At 51.0% G+C, this 21,366-nt stretch carries 20 protein-coding genes and 1 tRNA gene; 6 read left to right on the plus strand and 15 right to left on the minus strand.

What is annotated here, in order from left to right:
* Positions 1-10: 10 nt before the first annotated feature.
* The 13 genes from HZB31_03675 to HZB31_03735 form a co-directional block, all read right to left on the minus strand.
* Positions 11-3,184, minus strand: coding sequence for a type I restriction endonuclease subunit R (locus HZB31_03675; protein ID MBI5847037.1), 3,174 nt, complete (start codon positions 3,182-3,184; stop codon positions 11-13).
* A gap of 5 nt (positions 3,185-3,189) precedes the next feature.
* Positions 3,190-4,011: a hypothetical protein gene (locus HZB31_03680; GenBank protein ID MBI5847038.1), complete on the minus strand. Its 822-nt coding sequence runs from the start codon at positions 4,009-4,011 to the stop codon at positions 3,190-3,192.
* Positions 4,012-4,018: 7 nt separating this feature from the next.
* Positions 4,019-4,912, minus strand: coding sequence for a DUF488 domain-containing protein (locus tag HZB31_03685; GenBank protein ID MBI5847039.1), 894 nt, complete (start codon positions 4,910-4,912; stop codon positions 4,019-4,021).
* 107 nt (positions 4,913-5,019) lie between these two features.
* Complete coding sequence (locus HZB31_03690; protein MBI5847040.1) at positions 5,020-5,691, minus strand: DUF4276 family protein; 672 nt, start codon at positions 5,689-5,691, stop codon at positions 5,020-5,022.
* The gene (locus tag HZB31_03695; GenBank protein ID MBI5847041.1) at positions 5,688-6,779 is read right to left on the minus strand and encodes an AAA family ATPase; all 1,092 of its coding nucleotides are present in this window, start codon (positions 6,777-6,779) and stop codon (positions 5,688-5,690) included. Before HZB31_03695 ends, HZB31_03690 begins: the two co-directional genes overlap by 4 nt.
* 18 nt (positions 6,780-6,797) lie before the next feature.
* Positions 6,798-8,024 carry a restriction endonuclease subunit S gene (locus tag HZB31_03700; protein ID MBI5847042.1) on the minus strand — a complete coding sequence of 409 codons (1,227 nt, stop codon included), beginning with the start codon at positions 8,022-8,024 and terminating at the stop codon, positions 6,798-6,800.
* Between the two features lie 2 nt (positions 8,025-8,026).
* Positions 8,027-9,706 carry an SAM-dependent DNA methyltransferase gene (locus HZB31_03705; GenBank protein ID MBI5847043.1) on the minus strand — a complete coding sequence of 560 codons (1,680 nt, stop codon included), beginning with the start codon at positions 9,704-9,706 and terminating at the stop codon, positions 8,027-8,029.
* 145 nt (positions 9,707-9,851) lie between these two features.
* Complete coding sequence (locus HZB31_03710) at positions 9,852-10,292, minus strand: type II toxin-antitoxin system VapC family toxin (GenBank protein MBI5847044.1); 441 nt, start codon at positions 10,290-10,292, stop codon at positions 9,852-9,854.
* The gene (locus HZB31_03715) at positions 10,267-10,476 is read right to left on the minus strand and encodes a hypothetical protein (protein ID MBI5847045.1); all 210 of its coding nucleotides are present in this window, start codon (positions 10,474-10,476) and stop codon (positions 10,267-10,269) included. Before HZB31_03715 ends, HZB31_03710 begins: the two co-directional genes overlap by 26 nt.
* 91 nt (positions 10,477-10,567) lie before the next feature.
* On the minus strand, positions 10,568-11,185 hold the full coding sequence (locus tag HZB31_03720) for an HAD-IA family hydrolase (GenBank protein MBI5847046.1): 618 nt from the start codon (positions 11,183-11,185) through the stop codon (positions 10,568-10,570).
* A gap of 90 nt (positions 11,186-11,275) precedes the next feature.
* Positions 11,276-11,935: a bifunctional precorrin-2 dehydrogenase/sirohydrochlorin ferrochelatase gene (locus HZB31_03725; protein MBI5847047.1), complete on the minus strand. Its 660-nt coding sequence runs from the start codon at positions 11,933-11,935 to the stop codon at positions 11,276-11,278.
* Entirely contained in the window at positions 11,919-12,365 is a 447-nt protein-coding gene (gene bamD / locus HZB31_03730; protein ID MBI5847048.1) for an outer membrane protein assembly factor BamD, read from the minus strand. Before bamD ends, HZB31_03725 begins: the two co-directional genes overlap by 17 nt.
* Positions 12,266-12,568: a hypothetical protein gene (locus tag HZB31_03735; GenBank protein MBI5847049.1), complete on the minus strand. Its 303-nt coding sequence runs from the start codon at positions 12,566-12,568 to the stop codon at positions 12,266-12,268. Before HZB31_03735 ends, bamD begins: the two co-directional genes overlap by 100 nt.
* A 101-nt stretch (positions 12,569-12,669) precedes the next feature.
* Here HZB31_03735 and HZB31_03740 point away from each other — a divergent pair, with 101 nt between their 5' ends.
* From HZB31_03740 to HZB31_03760, 5 genes are read left to right on the plus strand one after another with little or no spacing between them, the layout of a single operon-like run.
* Positions 12,670-15,105 carry a TIGR03960 family B12-binding radical SAM protein gene (locus HZB31_03740; protein ID MBI5847050.1) on the plus strand — a complete coding sequence of 812 codons (2,436 nt, stop codon included), beginning with the start codon at positions 12,670-12,672 and terminating at the stop codon, positions 15,103-15,105.
* A gap of 3 nt (positions 15,106-15,108) precedes the next feature.
* The gene (locus tag HZB31_03745) at positions 15,109-16,608 is read left to right on the plus strand and encodes an Rne/Rng family ribonuclease (GenBank protein ID MBI5847051.1); all 1,500 of its coding nucleotides are present in this window, start codon (positions 15,109-15,111) and stop codon (positions 16,606-16,608) included.
* A gap of 17 nt (positions 16,609-16,625) precedes the next feature.
* The gene (larE, locus tag HZB31_03750) at positions 16,626-17,438 is read left to right on the plus strand and encodes an ATP-dependent sacrificial sulfur transferase LarE (GenBank protein ID MBI5847052.1); all 813 of its coding nucleotides are present in this window, start codon (positions 16,626-16,628) and stop codon (positions 17,436-17,438) included.
* Between the two features lie 55 nt (positions 17,439-17,493).
* Positions 17,494-18,687 carry a (Fe-S)-binding protein gene (locus HZB31_03755; GenBank protein ID MBI5847053.1) on the plus strand — a complete coding sequence of 398 codons (1,194 nt, stop codon included), beginning with the start codon at positions 17,494-17,496 and terminating at the stop codon, positions 18,685-18,687.
* 26 nt (positions 18,688-18,713) lie between these two features.
* Positions 18,714-19,823 (plus strand): DUF4931 domain-containing protein, encoded by a 1,110-nt coding sequence (locus HZB31_03760; protein ID MBI5847054.1) that lies wholly within the window; start codon positions 18,714-18,716, stop codon positions 19,821-19,823.
* Positions 19,824-19,828: 5 nt separating this feature from the next.
* Here HZB31_03760 and HZB31_03765 read toward each other — a convergent pair whose 3' ends face one another.
* Positions 19,829-20,719 (minus strand): LysR family transcriptional regulator, encoded by an 891-nt coding sequence (locus HZB31_03765; protein ID MBI5847055.1) that lies wholly within the window; start codon positions 20,717-20,719, stop codon positions 19,829-19,831.
* 98 nt (positions 20,720-20,817) lie between these two features.
* Here HZB31_03765 and HZB31_03770 point away from each other — a divergent pair, with 98 nt between their 5' ends.
* On the plus strand, positions 20,818-21,237 hold the full coding sequence (locus HZB31_03770; GenBank protein MBI5847056.1) for a thioesterase family protein: 420 nt from the start codon (positions 20,818-20,820) through the stop codon (positions 21,235-21,237).
* A 12-nt stretch (positions 21,238-21,249) separates the two neighbouring features.
* Here HZB31_03770 and HZB31_03775 read toward each other — a convergent pair.
* Positions 21,250-21,347, minus strand: a tRNA-Sec gene (locus HZB31_03775).
* Positions 21,348-21,366: the final 19 nt, after the last annotated feature.

The following is a 21,366-nucleotide window of genomic DNA, read 5'->3' on the forward strand; positions in this document are numbered from 1 at the left end:
AACGAACGCCTTATCTCTGCGCCGCTCCACCATAAACACTTCTGCCTTCGCCGTAGTAGCTCTCATAAACATGCTCAAACAGGGTTGTGCATTTTAACTGATATAACGCTTTCGAATAGGCACGAGGCAGGCCATCATCAAGAACATCTTCGATCTGAATACGCACCTGTGCACGGGTTGATGATCTCGTGCGCCAGTCCAGAACAAGCAGGGCCTTCAGCCTCTCCAGCAACAACCGGGCGACCTTTCTGACCTCCTCGCGCTCTTCAATTGCCAGCTCCGGCCCCGGCCTGGTAAGTATATCGAAGATAGTCAGTTCCTCATCAGTCAGGTGCTCGCGTACATGCCGCGTCTGCTCTTCACTGAGAATCTGTGACATTGCGAGCAGTTCGCGGAAGATCTCTTCGATGTTTCGACTGCCATTGTTGTAACTCTCGATGAGTTCCTGAAACTTCGTCAGATAGTCTGTTCTGGTGCGGTTCAGCCGTACCATCCTCTCAAGCTGGGCACGTACTGCTGCCTTGAGCCGTTGAACATCTGTATTGGTCGGCTGCGTTTTTTCAAAGCGTTTCCGAAGGGCCTCAAAGTCTATAAGGGAAAGATTGACAGCCCCCATATAGGGCTCTGATTCTTCGCTAATGCGGAATGGATCAGATGCGATGGATTCATCAAGAAGCGCCTTAATACCCAGCATAACCGCTGAGATGTCCGGCGGCTCAGTCGTGCCGCGGACAACCTCGGCAATTGCACGCAGGCATGCGCTTTGTGATGCAAATTCAAAAGCAACAGGGTCAGGCTTTACCGCACGATACAATCCATTTACCAGCCCCTCCTTTGCAAGCAGCTCCCTGCGCAGATTCTCCGGCGCCATGAAACAATCTGCTGCTTGAGCAATGGCCCCTGCCCGCTCGAAATTTGCGGCCGGTATCGCTTCAATCTCTGACAGGTTTACGCCTTGGCGCAAACAAAATTCAGAAGCCTCTTTCAGCGCAGTCCGGAGTTCTGCAACCAACTCTTTCTTGTCTCGCACCGGCATTGCTCCGCCCTGACCTTTTCCGTAGATCGCCAGCGCCTTTTCGAGGGAAGCAAACACATTGGCATAGTCAACGATCATGCCGCTCTTCTTTTCGGGAAAGACCCTGTTTGCACGGGCAATCGCCTGCATCAGGGAATGGTTGCGCATGGGCTTATCGAGATAGATGGTAGAACAGCTCGGCGCATCAAAGCCGGTCAGCCACATGGCGCAGACAAATACCAGACTCAAGGGATCAGCCGGGTCTTTGAACTTTTCATCAAGCGGCTCGTCATTCATGCGCTTCCGGTGCGGTACGATATCGAGGCTGAGCTCTTTCATCTGCTCGATCTCATTCTGTCCCGGAGAAACGATCAAGGCCATGTCTGCAGTTGTCAGCACCTTCAGCCGCGCATCCAGTTCCTGTCGCCTCTCATCCGGCAGTCCTGCCGCATCCAGTTCCTTCTCGATCCGCGCTCGATCTTCCTGCCAATATTTCCTGACCTTGTCATACATACGCAATGCCGTGGCCTTATCAATTGAAACGACCATGGCTTTGCCCTGAAAGCCCCTGCCAAGAAAATGCTGCACTATGTCCTTTGCAATCACCTCAAGCCGCTCGTCCCGGGTAATAAGGTGATACTGCCTGCCGAGTTCCTGCTCCAGCCTCTTTTCAGCCTCTTCGCTCAGTTCCGCAGCTTCGACAAGTTCGTATATATCATCGTTAAGGTTTGGGTTATCCCGATGCAGTTCCGGCGTCCGCTTCTCATAAAAGAGCGGAACCGTAGCCCCATCCTCGACAGACTGCTGAAAGTCATAGATCGATACATAATCGCCGAAGACCTCGCGCGTCCGCTCTTCTCCTGCAATAAGCGGTGTGCCGGTAAAGGCGAGGAAAAGGGCATTCGGCAGTGCAGTGCGCATATTGAGCGCCAGCGTGTCGTACTGGCTCCGGTGTGCCTCGTCGGTCAGCACGATCACATCGCGTCTGTCGCAGAGGACTTCTGGCGTCTGGAACTTGTGAATGAGCGTGAAGATGTACCGATGATTTTCGGCCAATAACTGCCGAAGGTGCGCACCGCTTTCTGCATGGCAGACCTTGCTTTCTGTCTCGCTCACTGCACCGCAGGCCTTAAAGGTCCTTGCGATCTGGTCATCCAGCTCTGTGCGGTCGGTTATCACAACAAAGGTCCAGTTTCCCGGCACCTTGCGCATGATCTTCTGCGCAAAGAAGACCATCGAAAAGCTTTTGCCAGCACCCTGCGTCTGCCAAAATACTCCGCCCCTGCCATGACCTGCCTGCCTTGCATTGAGCGCTGCGATTATGGCGTTGTTCACGCCAAGCACCTGATGGTTCTGTGCCAGCACCTTTACCAGCCCGGCCTTATGCTCGGAAAAAAGTGTGAAGTTCTCGATAATATCTATCAGGCGTGCAGGTTCACAGGTCCCCCGGATCATGACGTCAAGCGATACCCGGCGCGGCTCGTCTTCCCGCTCAATCCGCTTCCACTCAAAGAAACGGTTCCAGTCAGCAGTGAGCGATCCGACGCGGCTGTCAGTTCCATTCGAGGCGATCAGGAAGGCGTTATACCAAAAGAGCGCCGGGACACCGTTCTGAAGATGCTTGTAGCTCGTGAGGTTATCGTCAAACGCCTGCTTTGCCGGAACACCCGGCTTTTTCAGCTCAATCACAACAAGAGGCAGGCCATTCACATATCCGATCAGATCGGGCCTGCAGGTATAGAGCGGCCCGGTGATAGTCATCTGGCTTACGAGCAGAAAGTCGTTCTCTTTCGGGCTGTCCCAGTTCATAACCTGTACGCGCTCGATCTTCTGCCCGCCGTGCTGGCGGTCAGGTACCGAGACTTTTAATCCGTCTTTTAGCAGTTCCCAAACCTCACGGCTCGCTGCCACAGGGCTCATGGCTGAGCGGTCACGGGACATCTCATCAATTGCCGAAGAAATAGCCTCAGGCGGAAGTGTGGGGTTCAGCTTTTCGAGTGCTAACAACAGGCGGGAAAGAAGAATTACTTCGCTTTTTGTTTCACGCCCGAGTGTACCTACCGCGCCCAGAACCTCTTCCATCGCTGACACTGTCTGCCAGCCAAGCTCAGCAAAGAGCTGGATCGCGGGTTGTTCGACAAGGTTGTTTTCAGTATAAGAATGGGTCATGGGCTTTACAATAACGCCAACTGCTTTTCATATGGGATAGGAAACACGCCGATGACCACCCACGGATTCGGAGAAAAACCATGAAATTCTCGCAGCGTTCCGAGAAAAAAGTGCAGATCTGTCTTAAGAAAGGCATCGAGATATTTTGCTTTCATCTTGGCAAGAGCAGTTGCCTCATCTCTCTTTGCTGCTTTCAGGCAGTTCCAGTAAAGCTGACCGCACTCCCAATCCAGCACCTGAAGTTCACTCTTCCTTCCTGATGCGTCCAGGAACCGGTACGAAAACTCATAGGGAAGCTTCGGGATTAATTGAAAGGTCTTGTTCCATTCATCAACAGGAAAAAGCGAGCTCTGTGCTGCCCTGCTGCGCATAGCATCGAGCTTCTTCTGCTTCCATTCACGATCACATGGCTTCCAGACAAAATCCAGAACCTTCGCAGGTTTAAATGTTGCGAGGGACAGCTTGTTTGTCTTTGCCCCATCCATAAGCGGTTTCAATTGCGAATAAACATTGCCGGACTGAAGCAACAGTCGCCGCCTCTCTTGCCATTTATGCTCTGTGCCGACGTGGCAAACCGTCTGAATATCATTCGGATCGGTTATGCGGTATGTCTCTGGTCTGTGGTCAGAACGGCTCTTAATAATTACAGTCTCTATCCAATCAAACTTGTCATACCGATCTTCAGGATGCATTTGCCTAAACGGCACAGGATAGAGCCGAATCCAGGAACCATCCGCTCGTATTCCGGCAGTGCAGACCAATTCGCCATATTTTTGTGAAAGTGTTGGGTAGGTTTTGACGGTTATGAGGATGCGTTCTTTCGGCATGCGCCGATTACAAATGCCTGGCGGCAAGCGTGAAACTGTCCAGCCGCTCCAGCGCGTTCGCAACAAGCTGCCGATGGCACATTGAAGGTTGCCCCTCATAGCAGGTCAGAGCTACACGATACCCCTCATGCTCAATCCAGTTCCTGATTTTCTGAAGCGCCGCAGCCTGATGCGGCAGGCAGGCCTGCTCATAGCGTTCAAACAATGCATCGTAGTCAGCCTGGGTTTCGAGCTTGCCCCGCTCAGAAGATGCAATGCCGAGCTCAGGCAGATGCTCGTAACGTATACCCACGCCCTCGCATGCCTTGCTGAGCGAACCCTTTGAGAAACCATATTTCCGGCTAAGCGGATTTCTGCGCACGTCACACAGCAAAGTAACGGACGCCTTAAGCAACTGATTCAGGTACTGCTCCAGCGTCTTGCCCTCATATCCAATGGTCAGCAAACCGGGTTCAAGTTGCGCAGGGCGCGCAACATCAATCTGAGTGCGGTCAGCCGGATTCGGCAATACTCTATCAACAATCGTGCTGCGTGTCGCATAGTAGGGATAGCGGCGATAGACCTCTGCGATAAGTGCATCACCGCGCAGTGCGGAATAGTGGCTGCAGAACTCTGTTACTGCTTTCTGATCAACAGGTTTTTGGCGTGCTTCCAACTGGCCTGCTTCTGTCAGCGTCCAGCTATCTTCGTCAACAAGCAGACCTGCTTCGATCATCTTGCGCTTGTCTGCATAGGAAGTGAACGAAAAAGCACCGAAGCGGTACGGCACAAACTCATAGCTCGGTGTTTCTTCATGCTCCATGGTGTAAAGGAAAAGCAGTTTCTGGAAATCTGTACTGCTCACCTTCTGCCCAAAGGCATCCAGCAGTGTCAACAATAGTCTTCGACGGTTAAATAGCATGATTAATAATACCTTACGATCAAGTGCATGGCAAACAGGCTGGGCTGCAAAATTGCGTCCTGCACAGCAGGGGGGGGTCAGAGAAGTTGTGGTCTAAGAAACAAAAATCATGCGGCAGCATAATTTTCAAGTTCGCTAATCCACCAAGCAAAGTGATTGCATTCTCGCCGTATAGTGGCCAGTCCGATTCTGCTTGCTACCATAGGGCCGTGTACCGTCTTTCGATAAGCAGGGAATAAAGCCTTAATACGCTTTGAAGGTGCATGCTCGGGCCGTTCATTTATGTCTTCAGGAGATGCAAATTCCGCAAGAACAGCTGCCATTTCTCTTCCTTTTTCAGGTTGAGTCATTGCGCGAGGCAATACATCGGTTGATGCAAAGAGCCAAGCTTCAAATTCATGCAACGTAAAAAAAGGCAAGAAATTCGTTGCGTGCCCAAAATGAGCTTGAACAGCCGCTTCAACATGTTGCACCCGTTGAATAGCAGGGCCATTTGGTCGCGTACCCATGCCGGGGAAATCAGCAGGCAACCCATAGTAGTCGATAAGCGTCGTAACCATCGCGCCTGCCGCACCAATCAGGAGACGCTCCACATCATTTTCAAACTTGGCGAAATTTGTGACACCACCCTTAAAATTTGGCCCATCTTTAACACGTTTAGTCACTAGTAGTGTTGATGAAAAGAAAAGATCGCTTTCCCAAAAAGCAGGGGACAGCACATCTTTAACAAACCGCTCCTCCGTCTGCCCCTCGACAAGAATCAGAGCACGCTTGCTCATGGTCTAGCGCCTAAGATGTTTTTTTCCCACATTTCACCGAGTCCGTAATGATCCAGCCAAGCGCTCATATCAGTGTCGCTGAGATGACGAAAAACACTTTGATTGTCGGCTCGATCTACCGTCCAGACCTGTTTCGGCTCGAAATGATTCACGAGCGTAACCGACTGAGTCGCCACCAAGACCTGAGTCCGTGTGGCAGCCGAAGAAAGAAGATCAGCCAGTAGCGTCACAGCTGCTGGGTGAAGGCCGAGTTCCGGCTCGTCCAGTAATACTACAGCAGGAAGTTCTGGCTGAAACAATAGCGTGACAAGGCAGATAAAGCGCAACGTTCCATCAGACAGTGATGAAGCGCTGAAATAAGCATCGCTGCCTTTCTCCTTCCACTCAATCTGTATCTTTGCCTCGTTGAGTCTTGATGGTGCAAGGCGGAAGCCATCAAAGAAGGGTGCAATCTGACGTACTGTATCTTCAATATTTGCGAGATAATCAGGCTTCTTCTCCTGAAGCCAGTAAAGAAACGCGGCAAGATTGTCGGCTTGTGGTCTTAGAAATCGGTTATCTTCTACATCACAGGTTCCTTTAACTGCTGCTGTATCACTTGTATCGTGAAAATGGTAAACACGATAACTTTCGAGATCACGCAGCACTTGGCGAGCAGAGATGTGATTTGCATGCCGCAACTGTGACTCCTTCTCTGCAGAGCCAATGTGTTTATCGTATGGCTTCGGATAACGTTTCTTTTCATGATAGTAGGCAGTTTCTTCCCACACAATAAGGCTGTCTTGATCGGTCCCACGAAGTTTTACCCTATACGCATTAGAAGTATCTCCCTCTCCAAATTCAAGGAACAGCTCCATCTCAGGCGACGTTTTTCGGCCAAAATAAAGCAGGTTATCGGCACCGCCTTTAATTGCAGTATAACCGGCAAGATTTTGTGTCACAAGCTCGCGCAGGAATCTAAAAACCTCTATGAGGTTTGACTTGCCGGCACCATTACTGCCAATGAATACGTTTAGCCCATTAAGCGCAAGTGTTTGTTCTCGGATAGATTTAAAGTTCTTAATTGTTATTTTTTCAAGTGCTCGCATGGGCCTCATCCTTCATAATTATGCCTTAAATATAGCATGTTCCATGCCTCCATTTCCCGACAACAGCCGAGGCAGCAGTAGGTCGCGCGTGCGACAAAGGTTTTGGGCTTCGCATTGTAAGACTTGGCACTCGTGGATCATTGGCGCCACTAATCTGTCAAAATCAGCGTGTAACTCATTTGGGGCACAGAAGAACTGTATCCGGTTCATATTCTCCTGCGTAATTTTCGGCTGAGCGGCTCCGGTGATGTATGGCGATATGTCAACGAGAGAAAGACCAAGATAGAGAAAATGCGTCGAGATTGGGGACTTACCTCGCAAAACGTGTGTGTGGTTATTCGGCCAGAACTTCTCATTTACCAACTGAAGAACTGGCGCGCGATCAGTCGTAATAACAGAACCGTCTTCAGCCATAAGCAGGTATTCTCCATCGAATATGAAATCATTAACATAGTCGAATACCTTGGCAGCCCCGTAATACGGATATTTCCCCTGTATAGCGGCCCGCTTCATTTTTGAAAGCGGTTTGCGAAGACGGTCGAAGTTCTCAGCAACCTCGTCAAGCCGTTTAACCTCCCACCCCTTCGGAATCTTGCCAAGAGGCGAGTCGACGAGAGGGATTTTTTCATGGCCAGGGAAACGGAAAAGGACGAACCACTCGCGGTAAAGGCTGCGGGCCATCGTCTCCAAAATTCGAATGCGCCGTTGACTGTTCTCTATCAGTTCGTCATAGGCCGACAGGATGTCAGCGATTCGACGTTGCACAGGAAGTGCGGGAACATCGAGCTCAAGCTCCTTTTGAGCTGTAATACCAATGTAGGGACGAGTTGATTGAGCTGAAAACGAATTTAGCTGGTCTCGAAAGAATGGCGTTTGGAACGCATACTTCAGATAACTGCTCATCAGCTTGGCTGGGTTGGTCCGGTAGTAAGTGACCTGAGGCGTCAGCATCACGTAGTCTGGCACTTCTGGCACAATCGCCACCAAACCAATGGTTCCTTTATGTGTCAGCAGCACGTCACCTGTGCGCGCAAAGCCGATTCGCAAGGAGTCTCCGAGCGACTTCGGGATTTTGCATGCGCTGCGTAAGTCCACTTGTCCATTTTGAAAATCCCTCGCCATCAAGAATGGAACGCCGTCATCGATGTAGTCCGCGGCGGTCGGATGCTTCTCTCCGTGATTTCCGTCTTGAACCTCCAAGATGGCGTTGTCGGCAATGAGGTCTTTGATTTTCCGCCGCGTCATCCTCACCCCTCCAAAATCTCCGCCACATTCCGGGCAATCGTCTCTTCCAGTTCCCGCGCCTGTGCGTTGAGAACTTCAAGTTCTTCATTCAGCGTCTCCAGCTTCTCCTTGAAATCCTCATCACTCACTTCCTCGCCAGGCGCAACGCCGACGTAGCGGCCGGGGTTCAAAGACCATCCCTGTGCTTCGATCTCTTTTAGCGTGGCAACCTTGCAGAGGCCGGGGATATCTTTATAAAAAATCCCCCCGCCTTTGGCGGCCCCCTTTTTCAAAGTGGGCGAACCAAACACTTCTTCGAGCTTTGCCTTTGCCTCATCGCCTCCAAGAGTGAAATCCAACTCTTCTCCGCGATAGAGTCGGACAATGTTGGCAAGGAATCCGATCTGAGTGTCTGCCCAGTCCCGATGGGCACGGTCTATCTGGCGGTAGATATGTCTGGCATCTATGAAGAGCACAGTGTCGCTACCCCTCACCCCAGCCCTCTCCCCCAAGGGGCGAGGGGGCAATTTGGACTTGCCACGGTCGAGGAACCAAAGAGTGCAGGGGAGTGTGACGGTATAGAACAGATTCGGTCCGACAGCGACCATCACATCAATTGCGTTGTCCTCAAGAAGCTTGCGTCTCAAATCCTGTTCAGAAGAGCGGGCGTCCGAGGCTGAGTTGGCCATAACAAAACCCGCCCGGCCCTTTTCGTTCAGCGCAGAATAGAAGAGCTGAATCCAGAGATAGTTCGCGTTATCTGTCCGGGGCAGACCAAAGGGATACCTGCGGCCTTTGCCGACCTCTGCCTCAAGCCTCTCCTTGTCCACTGCATTAACATTGAACGGAGGATTGGCAAGGACAAAATCAAAGCGGCCTGTGGACTGGTGCAGGTCGTCATAATAGGTGATCGCCTCGCGGATATCGCCCTCAAGCCCGTGCATGGCAAGGTTCATCCGGCAGAGCGCAATCGTTGCAGCAACCTTTTCCTGCCCGTGTATGGACAGTTCAGACGAAGGGTTCTTCTTATGCTCGGCAACAAAGCGGGCACTCTGGACAAACATGCCGCCCGAGCCACAGGCAGGGTCGAGTATGCGGCCGTGATAGGGCTCTATGATCTCGACAAGAAGCCGGACAATGCTTGCGGGCGTGTAGAACTCGCCGCCCTTCTGTCCCTCTGTGCGCGCGAATTCGCCCAGAAAATATTCATAGATTCTGCCAAAGGCGTCGTAATCAATGGTCGCCGGAATTTCCGAGACCTTTTTGAGCAGTTCCTTGAGCAGTGTCCCTGAAAATATCTCATACGTCTTCGGCAGCACGCCTGCAAGCTGGGGATTGTGCTTTTCGATATCCCGCATAGCCTCGTTGATCGTCTTGCCGATATTGCCGCCTTCAGGCAGAGACAAAAGGGAGTCGAAGCGAGCGTTCGGCGTGAGATAGATCACACCTTCTGCATGATAGGCTGCCGGCTCGTCAATGCGTGAGGTGGACCGCCGCGAGGATTGGCCTGCCTTTTCGAGTTTGCTGCGCAGGGCATTAAAACGGACCTCGGCAAAACGCAGAAAGATCAGCCCTAAAACAGGCGCTGAGTATTGGGCAGAGGTGAGGCCGGAATTGGCCCTGAACTGATCCGCCGCATCCCAGAGCTTTTTTTCGAGTGTGTCTGTGGCAGTATCTTTTTCAGACGGTGCGACCCACTGCATCTATGTACATCTCCACTGATTGGGAAAGAAAATCAGATCGTTCTTCAACGCGCCTATAACCCCCGTTAATAAATTAAACAAATAAGGGACACAGCTTCTTATGTAATGCTGCTGGCAGTTCATTAACAGTCATATTACCCCTCCCTTATTGCCCATAGATACGAAAATTTACAAACTCACGTATTCTCACAAAATCTTTTTCATTTTTTGTAAGAACAAACGCCCCGATTCGCCGGGCAGAGCAGGCGACAAGAATGTCATTTTGCAGACGGGAAAGATATGTTGAGTCATACCCGTATTTCTTTCTGCTCTTCGCGATGATGCCGCCCGTTTGACGCCAGTCCTCGTCGTTGGGAACTATCAGTCTTCCGACATTCTGAAAGGTCTGATGCAGCTTATCGAGAAGTTTAATGGACTGGCTGTCATGTGCTCCGGCAAAAAGCTCAGAGACGACAACCGAACTCATATATAGGAGCGGGTTGATAAAGTCCTCGGGAAATTTCGGATGTATAATTCCATCCCTGAGGAAGGGTATATACACAGAGGTATCAAGGATAGCTTTAATCTGATAATCTGCCGAAGACATCTTCGATCTTACATTTGCCTTTGACCGACATAAGGGTTTTATGAATTTCTGCATTGGCAATCACCATATCAAGGGCTTTGTTGACTGCCTCAGTGTCGGTAACGGCATGGGTAATCCGCCTGACCATCTCAATTTTGCCGGGTTCAAGAAGGAACTGTTTTCTTACTTTTGCTGCTGTCTGCATAATGCATCACCTCCATGATGTGTATATTATACAATATCATACACATAAATCAGCAGCTATTGATAAAAGCCTGGCTACCGCATAAGAACATTCAATCAGAAGAGATCAGTTCCCGGAAATCATGGATCGCGGGGAAATGGGGGGAATGGCCTTTCTCTGCCTTTGAACTGGCATAAGCCTTATAAAGGATGTATTTGATGCCGTACTGTTTTGCCGTCTTCAGGACCGCCTCGGTATCATCAATAAAAAGGGTCTTTTCTTTATCAAACTTGAGCCGCTTCTGGACCTTTTCCCAGAACCCAATCTCCTCCTTGGCATACCCCATCTCAAACGAGGTGACCGCTGCATCGAAATACTTGCCGAGCTCTGTCTTTTTCAGCTTGATCTCAAGCACCTTGTAATGGGCATTGGTCACCAGAAATATCTTTTTCTTCCGCTGCCTCAGCATCTGGAGAAATTCCTCTACATGGGGATGCACCTCGATCAGATGGCGCATCTGCTCCTTCAGCGCCGGAATGTCTACATCCACCTCCCTGGACCAAAAATCGATGTCAGTCCAGTTCAGGGTGCCTTCATGCAGTTTGTATCTGGCGAGGAGTTCTTCCTTTGCCATGCCAAAGGAGATCTTCTTTTTCTCTGCATATCGTTCCGGCAGGAGGTGCTCCCAGAAATAGTCGTCGAAGTACTTGTCCAGGAGTGTGCCGTCCATATCCAGAAGGACGTATTTGATTTCGTGAAGCGGGATAAGGGTCTTCAATGCCTGCCTTCTTTTTTTGGTATCAGGATGATGAAAACAGCGTCAGATTAATTTTGCGAGCTTTTCTTCGACCGATTTTCTTACTCCCAGAAAGCCTGTTCTGCGCAGACGCGCTAAAGCACTTCCTGAGGCAAGGTCCTTCAGGAAATGTGACCGTTTCTTCTTATCGCTGATCCCGGCGAGCGCCTTCTTTCTTATATCTGCCACAAAATTGAGATACCTGCCGATCTCCGGGCCATAGATCTTTTCCAGTTCCTGCCGCATGGTCTTCGAAAAAGCAGGGCTGACGCCTCCCGTTGAAATCGCTATCGTCAGCGGACCCCGTTTAATCACCGATGGCACAACAAAGGAACACTCTGTTGGAACATCAACGACATTTACCAGTGCCGGAGCATCAGCGGCAACCTGCCTGTTTACCGAAGGATCATCGGTCGCAGCAACAACAAGAATACTTCCCCTGAGATCACCTTTTCGATAGCAGCGAGTGATATGCGTTATGCTCTTTTTTGTTTTTTCGTTGTTGAGCCGGGGAGTAAGGACTGGACTGACCACGGTGACTGCAGCGCCGGCCTTCAGAAGCGAGAGGGTCTTTCTTTCCGCTATGGCGCCGCCCCCAACAACAACCGCCTTCTTCCCGTTGAGATTGAGAAACGCAGGATAGTAGTTCACAAAAGGCAGTTGACGGCTACTTCTTTTTCTCATCTTTTGAGAGAGAGACGAGTTCTTTTTTGGCTTCCTTTGACAAAGGGCTGTTCGGATATTTCTCGAGGAGGCGGTTCAGGGATGATTCTGCTTTTTCTTTCTGGCCGGCGCCTCTGTATGCGATACCGAGCTTGAGCAGCACGTTATCCTCTTTTTTGTACTCAGGGAATTTCTTCATCAGGGTCTCAAAACGGTCAATAGCAGCGCTATACGATTTCTTGCCCAGATAAAAATCTCCTACCAGATATTCATAGTCAGCCATTACGGTCCTGCATTTCTCGATCCGGAGATCGATCAGGTCCTTGTACTGATTCCGCGGAAAATCCTTTTTCAGCTTCTCGAATTCAGCAAGGGCCTTTGCTGCACCGCCATACCCTCTTTCAGGGCCTTCGATCCATCTGCTATTCTGAGCTGTGCAAGGGGTGCGTATTTTTTGGTGAGGTCCCTGTTTTTTATCTCGAGCAGCAGCGTCCTGGCCTCATCGTAGTCCTTCGTATCAATAAGCTTATTCGCCTTATCAAACGATCGTTCGGCATTAAATTCCTCATTGGCAACAGGCTTCACCGCAGACTTTGAGCATGCAAACAGAAGCAGAAGCAGCGACAGAGCTGAAAGTATTCTTGTTATTTTCATGAAGTTATTAAAACTGTACCCATAAAGTGAAGTCAAGGCGGAGGGGAATCCGTTGCCTTGCCAAAGCCGCCGTGCGAGTGCTATCGTTATGGGTGAATCTTTTGCATTTTCTAAAACCGGGCAGGTATATAAACAGCGAATATAACGCTGTCCACAAAAAAGCCCCTCTGTCCGTTGCCCTGGCATTTCCGGATATCTATGATGTGGGCATGTCCCACCTTGGGCTCAAGATCCTCTATGCAATCATCAATGAGCTTCCCTATGCGTCTGCTGAACGCGTCTTTTCTCCCTGGCCCGATCTTGAAGCAGCCATGAGACAGCAGAACGAGCCGCTCGCTTCCCTGGAGTCAGGCAAGCCTCTGCATGCCTTTGATATCGTCGGCTTCAGCCTTCAGTATGAACTTGCCTTTACCACGGTCCTCAACATGCTCAATCTTGGCAGCATGCCCCTCAGGACTGAGGAGCGCATAACACGCAGGGACCTGCCTCTTATCATTGCAGGCGGCCCCTGCACGGTAAATCCCTATCCCATGTCTCCGTTTATCGACGCCTTTCTTATCGGCGACGGCGAAGAAGCGGTCAAAGAAATCCTCTCGGTTTATTACCAGTGGAAGACCGGCGGCTCAGGCGAAAAACTCAGCCTGCTGAAAGCCCTTGCAGACATAGAAGGCGTCTTTGTGCCTCTTTTTGGCAGAGACAAAATAGTGAGGCGGCGGTATATTGATTCTCTGGATACGGCCCCGTTCCCGACCGAGCCTGTTGTGCCTTATACAAACATCGTCCATGACAGGATTAATATCGAAATCTCCCGCGGCTGCACCATGGGCTGCAGGTTCTGCCAGGCAGGCATGATCTACCGGCCTGTACGTGAGCGCTCCCCCGAAAAGGTGCTCGCGATCGCTGAACAGTCACTGAAGTCAACGGGATATGACACGGCCTCCTTTACTTCTCTGAGTTCGGGCGATTACTCATGCCTCGGCCCGCTTATGAAGGAATTCAACAGGCGGTTTTCCTGCCAGCGTGTTTCCCTTTCCCTGCCGTCACTCCGTGTCGGGTCGGTAAATGACGGGATGCTGAGGGAACTCAAGGCGGTCCGCAAGTCCGGCTTTACGATTGCTCCTGAGGCAGGCACAGACAGGCTTCGGGCCGTCGTCAACAAGGATTTCACGAGTGAAACCTATGCACAGGCACTCGAAAAACTCTTCAGGGCAGGATGGCAGAACCTCAAGCTCTATTTTATGATAGGGCTCCCGACTGAGACTGATGACGACATCACCGCCATCCCTGAAATGGTCTGGCAGGCGATCAATACCTCAAAGAGGCTGACCGGAAGACGCGCAACGCTCAGTGTCGGCGTCTCTCCCTTTGTGCCGAAGCCGCATACGCCGTTTCAATGGTATGGACAGAACAACCTGGAGCTTATCATCGAAAAAAACCGTTTTCTCAAGGGAGCTCTTCTTCGGAAAGGGGTGCAGTTCAGAGGACATGATCCTGAGATGTCCGTGCTTGAGGCGGCCTTTGCGCGCGGAGACGAAAGCCTTTCAGTCCTCATCGAGGAAGCCTGGCGGCTCGGATGCAGGCTTGATGCCTGGACAGAATACTTCGATATGGCAAAGTGGAAACAGGCGATGGAAACAACAGGCATTCATGCGGCTCAATACGCTGAACGCACATTTGGCGGGGATGCCTCACTTCCCTGGGACAATATCGATATTGGTGTCACCAGGAAATTCCTCTGGAAAGAATATCAGACGGCCTTGGCGGCCGAATTCACCTCTGACTGCAGAAAGGTCTGCCATGCCTGCGGCCTCAAATGCAGGCCTGAGGATATGGCGCAGCAGGATGCTCCTGACCTGTCGGCTGCGACGGATCAACCGGCAAGAAAGCCGTTCCCCGTTGAGGGTGTATCCATACGAGTGAGGCTCCAGTATGCCAAGACCGGAAGGCTGCGCTATCTTTCCCATCTTGAGACGACCACAGCCCTGATCCGCGGCATGAGACGGGCCGGGTTTCCTTTCAAATATACCGAGGGGTTCCATCCCGGACCAAAGACTTCTTTTGGTCCTGCCCTCAGCGTCGGGACAGCAGGGCTGAAAGAATATCTCGATATGGAACTGATCCCGCCTTTCGATATCGCATCAGGGCTTGCCCTGCTGCAGGGGAATCTTCCCAATGGCCTTCAGGCCATAACCATGAAAGTAGTCGAAAAGGCTGAAAAATCCCTTACAGGGTTTGTAGTAAGATACACCTATGAAATCGTCAGCAATAAGGGGCTTTCTCTTGATGCCTTCCACGAAAACAGGGATATGCCCGTGCAGAGGAAGCAGAACACGTACCTCTTGTCCGACATGGTCGGGGAAGCGGTGATGACCGGGCAGACGTCTTGCCGCATCACGGTAAAGGATCTTGGAGATATTAAAGTGCGGCTTGATGAGCTCCTCCCTCTGGTCTTCGCCCAACCTGCTGATGACCTTGAGATAACCAGGCTCGCCATGTATGGCTGGGACAATGGCTGGAAAGAACCTCTGGAGGATTAGATCGTGGGCAATGAAATTCTGATCAATATAACACACGGCGAGACACGGGTCGCCCTATTGGAGAGCGGTCAGGTGATCGAGTTCTATGTCGAGCGCAGGCGCGATACGAGCTTTGTCGGCAATATCTATAAGGGAAAAGTTGTCAAGATCCTCCCCGGCATGCAGTCAGCTTTCGTTGACATCGGTCTTGAAAAGGCCGCTTTTCTTTATGTGGCTGATATCCAGACAGAGGCAGACGAATATGCCCCCATGTTTGAGGAGAAGGATTCCTCAATAGATCTTTTTCCCAGAAGGTCCCGTGCCGAGACGCCGATTGATGAAGTGCTCCAGGACGGCCAGGAGCTTCTGGTCCAGGTTTCGAAAGACCCGATCGGAAGCAAAGGTGCGCGGGCAACATCCTATATAACGCTGCCCGGAAGATATCTGGTGCTGATGCCGAATGTTGAACATGTCGGCATCTCCCGAAGGATCATGAGCGAAGAAGAACGTGCCAGGCTCAATGCGATCGTTGATCGTATTAAGCCTGAAGGCTACGGCCTTATCATCCGCACCGCAAGCGAGGGCTCCCCGGAGGAAGACCTGAAAAAAGACCTCGAATTCCTCGTGCTGCTCTGGGAAAACCTCCAGCGGAAAAAGGATCGCGTTCCTGCCCGCGGACTGCTCTATAGCGACCTTGATCTGGTGATCAGGTCGATCCGTGACCTCATGAGCCAGGAAGTTGAACGCCTTATCATAGATTCCCGTGAGGAATATACCCGGGTGATCGAGTTTGTAAAGACCTATTTCCCCAAATTGCTCAACAAGATTGAACTCTATGAAGAAGCAGAGCCGATCTTTGATGCCTTCGGGATTGAACTGGATATCTCGCGTGCCCTTGGGCGCAGGGTCTGGCTGAAATCAGGCGGCTATATTGTGGTTGACCAGACAGAAGCAATGACCGTCATCGATGTTAACACCGGCAAATTCGTCGGCAAGGAAGGACTCGAAGATACGATCCTGAAGACGAATCTCGAGGCGGTGAAAGAGATCGCTTATCAGATCAGGCTCAGGAACCTTGGCGGCATCATCATTATAGACTTTATTGACATGGACAATATCGAAAACAGGGATAAGCTCTTCAATGCCTTCTCTGAAGCGATGAAAAAGGACCGCGCAAAAAATACGATCCTGCATGTTTCGGAGCTCGGCCTGATCCAGATGACCAGGAAGCGTGTGAGGGAAAGCCTGGGACGGACGCTCTGCGCCACCTGCCCTTACTGCGAAGGCAAGGGGTTCATAAAATCTCCCGATACACTCTCCTACGAGATCCTGCGCACCATAAAAAAAATGGCACGCCACGGCAGCACCAAGATCATCATTACAGCCCATCCGCTCGTAGCTGAACTGCTCTCTGATGAAGAGATGCTCGGCATCGAGGAGGTCGAAAAACAGTACGGGGCAAAGGTGATCATCAGGCCTGACAGCAAGATGCACCAGGAAAACTACGAGGTCAGCTCACTGTGAGTCCCGAGGATTCTGAAATCCTCGACCAAAAATTAGGGCACCTCATTTCCAGATTGAAAGATGCACCGTCTGCGCTGCTCGCTTTTTCAGGAGGCGTTGACAGTTCCTTTCTGCTCAGGGCATTGAAGATCTCAGGCATCCCGTTTCTTGCAATAACCGGAAAATCGGAAACAGTCCCTGAAAAGGATCTGGAGCAGGCTCTCTCCTTTGCACTGCAGGAAGGTGTTCAGCACCGGATAATCATGACCGGAGAGCTGCAGAACGAATCCTTTCTGAATAACCCGCCAGACCGCTGCTTCTACTGTAAGCAGGACCTCTTTCAAAGAATGAGACAGATTGCAGAAGAAGAACGCTATGCTGCTGTTTTCGATGGAAGTAATGCAGAGGACCTGAAGGATTTCAGGCCGGGAAGAAAAGCTGCTCAGCTGTATGGTGTGCAGAGCCCGCTTGCAGAGGCAGGACTTTCGAAAGACGAGATAAGGCTGCTTTCAAGAAAATTGGGGATCAATGTCTGGAACAGACCTTCTTCTCCCTGCCTCTCTTCGCGTTTCCCCTATGGGCAGCGGATAACCCTGCCCCTCCTTCGCCGGGTTGAGCAGGCAGAAGATTTCCTGAAATCAATTGGCCTCGAAATCGTACGCGTAAGAATCCATCATGATGTCGCCCGCATCGAACTGCCTGAGCATGAAATGGCCCTTTTACTCGATAACCGGCAGGCTGTGGCCATGAAGCTCAGGTCTTTTGGGTTTAACTATGTTTCCCTTGATCTTGAGGGCTTCCGAAGCGGAAGCCTGAACCGCGTTCTGCCGCAGTATACCGGGAAAGACTGAGGGAGTTCGCAGCAGCCCTGCTGTCCGGCCCCCAGGTAATTGTTTATAATATCCCATGAGTAAAGAAGACTTTCCTGACCTTTCGCGATGCACCCTCTGCGGAAACTGCAAGGCCTCCTGTCCGACCTATGAAGACGGCCTGACAGAGGGCATGAGTGCGCGTGGACGACTCAAGCTGGTAAAGGGCCTTATGAGCGGAGAACTGGAACCATCGCATCTTCTGAGTGAGCGCCTGTACAGCTGTATCCTCTGCGGTGCATGTTCGAGCGTCTGCCCTCTTGGCATCAATATACCGGAATTGATCCATCACGGCCGGCTCCTGCTCAAAAAAGACGACAAACGAAGAAGAATCCTGCGATATCTGCTGAAAGTTTCGACAACGTGGCCGGATCTGACGTTCAAGGTCATCTCCACAGTCCAGGACTTTATTATGCCTTTTCTCTCAAGACGGAAGATCATACCCTTCAGCCCCGAGATCCCTGCGCAACCTTTTCATGCCATAGAGCAGGTCCATAAAAAAAAAAAAAAAAAGGGCCGTGTAGCGATTTTCACCGGATGCAGTGTCAATTATCTTTTCCCCCATCTCGGCGAATCTCTTATCAATGTCCTGCAATCTCTGGGGTATGAGGTGGTGCTGCCAAAAGACGAGGTATGCTGCGGTGCACCTCTTCGAGCGCTCGGCATGGAGCAGGAGGCTTCGGAGCTCGCGCGGAAAAATCACCGCGTCTTCAGCAGGCTCAAAGTAGATGCGATCCTGAGCCTCTGCCCAACCTGCACGTTGACGCTGAAACATGAATATGTCTCTCTGATCGGCAAGGGCCTTGATAAAGCAACTGACATCTCTGTCTTTCTGCAGGACAAACTCGAGCGGGTTGAAGCTATCGACCGAACCGTAACATATCATGATCCCTGCCATCTGCAGCACGGCCTCGGGGTAAGAAAAGAACCCCGTGATATCATTACCCGGGCCGGTCTCGGCCTTATTGAGCCCGCCGCTCAGGGCTGCTGCGGCTTTGGAGGGACGTTCTGTCTCTCTTACCGGAAGATGTCCGAAAACCTGCTTTACCGGCAGTCGGCAAATATTATGGCGACAAAGGCCGCAACTGTCGTCACGTCATGCCCGGGCTGCATGCTCCAGCTTGGCAGGACGATTACCGACCGGCCGGTTATTCATCTCATAGAGCTGATCGAAGAAGCATATTGTTTACGGATGCTGTACCAGGAACCGGTGCTGGCAAGGAAGTCATAGATTGAGTCAGGGTGAGGTGGAAACGAATGAATAATCGGGCTGACGATGCTCAGACAACTCCGAAGCTTATGCGCGAGATAAGGATCAATCCGGTCGTGCCGACTGAATCGGTGCTGGTGGCCACTGCCCGAAGCATGAGGCCAAAAAAAGATGAGCCCCCTGCACCGCATGACAGCCGCCCGCATGTCGATGCCTGTCCTTTCTGCACAGGCAATGAGGGGATGACGCCTCCGCCTGTTGCCCGGATCCCGGAAGATGGGCCTTGGCAGCTACGCATTGTCGAAAACAAGTATCCGATTCTCGGCGATGATCATGAAAACCCTGATTTTGGTTTTGGTCTGCAGCAGGCAATAGACGGCTACGGCAGACATGAGGTCGTTATCGATCATGCTTTCCACGGCATCCGGATCCATGAAATGGATGAAGACCATCTTGTGCTTCTCTTTTCGACATACCGCCAAAGGATGGAGCAGCTGTATCATTCTGATGACCGATTGCAGTATGTGCTTATATTTAAAAATTTCGGTCCGGCCGCAGGTGCGAGCATTGCGCATTCGCATAGCCAGATCATTGCGATGCCTGTTGTTCCTGACAACGTGCAGGCTGAAGTCACCCATAGCCGGAATTTTTATCAGACATCCCACCGATGCATATTCTGCAGTCTCATTGATGAGGCACTAACGTTCGAGGCGACCATTTACGACAGGGAGTCAGGGCAGATACGGCGCAAAATTAATCTGGGCCAGTTCGTGATCGACCGGAGTGAGAGATTTATTGCGATAAAACCCTTTGCCAGCCGGTATGAGTGGGAGGTGCATATCCTTCCGCTTCGGCATGGCGCAGACTTTATTGATATGGGGCCTGAGGATTGTGCTGATCTTGCCAGGCTGTTTAAAAAGACCATGGCCAGACTCAATGCAGTGCTGGGCGGCGTTCAGTATAACTTCTTCATCCATTCCCTGCCGCACGGCAAGGCATTTGCAGACAGCATCCCTTCGTTTCACTGGCATATCGAAATATGTCCGCGCACCAGTATCCCGACCGGGTTTGAACTGGGCTCAGGGCTCTTTGTCAATACCCTCTGCCCTGAAGATGCGGCCGAGCGGCTGCGAAATGTAGATCTGGGAAATATATAGAGAGCTTACGGTTTGTTATCCTTTAGAATGCGTGCAATAAAGTCCTCTGCATATGAAGACAGCGTTTTCCCCTTTCTTGAAACCACGGCAAGATAGTCAGTCCCGAAATAGGCAGTCAGGGGCAGAAACCTGATTTTTCTGCCTTGAAGCGGGTTCAGGCCGCTCACAATACTGGCAAAGGATATTCCGATACCTGCCTCAACATAGCGGGAGCTCAGTTCAACATTTCCTGACTCCATAATTACCCGGTACTCGATGCCTTCCTTTTCGAAGAGTTGCTCAATGAATCTTCGGCTTTCGATGCTTCTGGGCGGCAGGATAAGGGGATGTCTGGCAATATCTGCAAGGGTTACTCCTTTAACTTTCAGCAGAGGATGCTTATCAGGAACTACCAGCACGATATCCACCTGTCTCCATCTTTTTTTGTCCAGCCCCGTTGGCACCTGAGATTCCAGAGCAATGGCAATATCAATATCTCCTGTTTTTACCATCTCAAGCGCCTCAGTCTGGGTCCTGTCCAAAATGGTGAGCTCTACAAACGGATATGTTTGCAAAAATGACTTGAACTGTTCGGGGAAGAGGTGATAAAGCGTGGTAAAGGGGGCTGCCATTATCAGTTTGCCGCGAGGCAGTCCCCTGATTGCCGAGATATCGTCAGAGAGCCTGGAATGTTCGCCTATTACCGTTACGGCAAATTTATAAACCCTCTCGCCGGCCGGCGTCAGGGTGAATTTCTTCCTGCTGATGCGGTTTATCAGCTGGCATTTGAACTCGTCCTCAAGCTTCCTGATCTGCTGACTCAGGGCTGATTGGGTTCTGAATGAGGCGTCAGCCGCCCGCGTGAAACTTCCCTGTTTCACCAATTGATAAAAGCCTATGATCTGCTGCCATTCCATCATCAATATCGCTAATGATAATTATTATAACAATTAATTTTTCTTATTTACACTGAGTCGCCATAATGGTATCAAATCCGGGAAACGAGGTGACAGAAATGCAGGAAACATTAAAAGAGGGACTTGTCTTTGAGTTTAGGTATGCGGTCCCTGATAACAAGACCGTGCCGGATCTCTATCCGGAATCAGAGGAGTTTCAGCTTATGCCAAAGGTCTTTGCTACAGGCTTTATGGTCGGGCTCTTCGAATGGGCCTGTATCAGGGCCATCAAACCGTATATGGACTATCCGCATGAGCAGACAGTCGGGATCCATGTCAATTTCAGCCATATCGCAGCCACGCCTCCGGGGCTGCCAATTACGGTCAAGGGAAGATTGGATAAGGTTGAAGGCCGCAAGTTGTCCTTCAGCATCGAAGCCCATGATGGGACAGAAAAAATATCAGAGGGGACCCACGACAGGTTTATTATTGTTACCGAGAAATTCAACAGGAAGGTCCAGGAGAAAAAAGGGAAGTAACGAACAAGGTTCTGGCGGGAGCGTGTGGGAATCGAACCCACCCTGCCCGCTTTTGGCAGGCAACACTGGATTTGAAGTCCAGGAGGGACACCAGAACCCTATGCACTCCCGTGCTTGATATTAAAGGAT

It is taken from the genome of Nitrospirota bacterium (assembly GCA_016235245.1).
Classification (GTDB): domain Bacteria; phylum Nitrospirota; class Thermodesulfovibrionia; order Thermodesulfovibrionales; family UBA6898; genus UBA6898.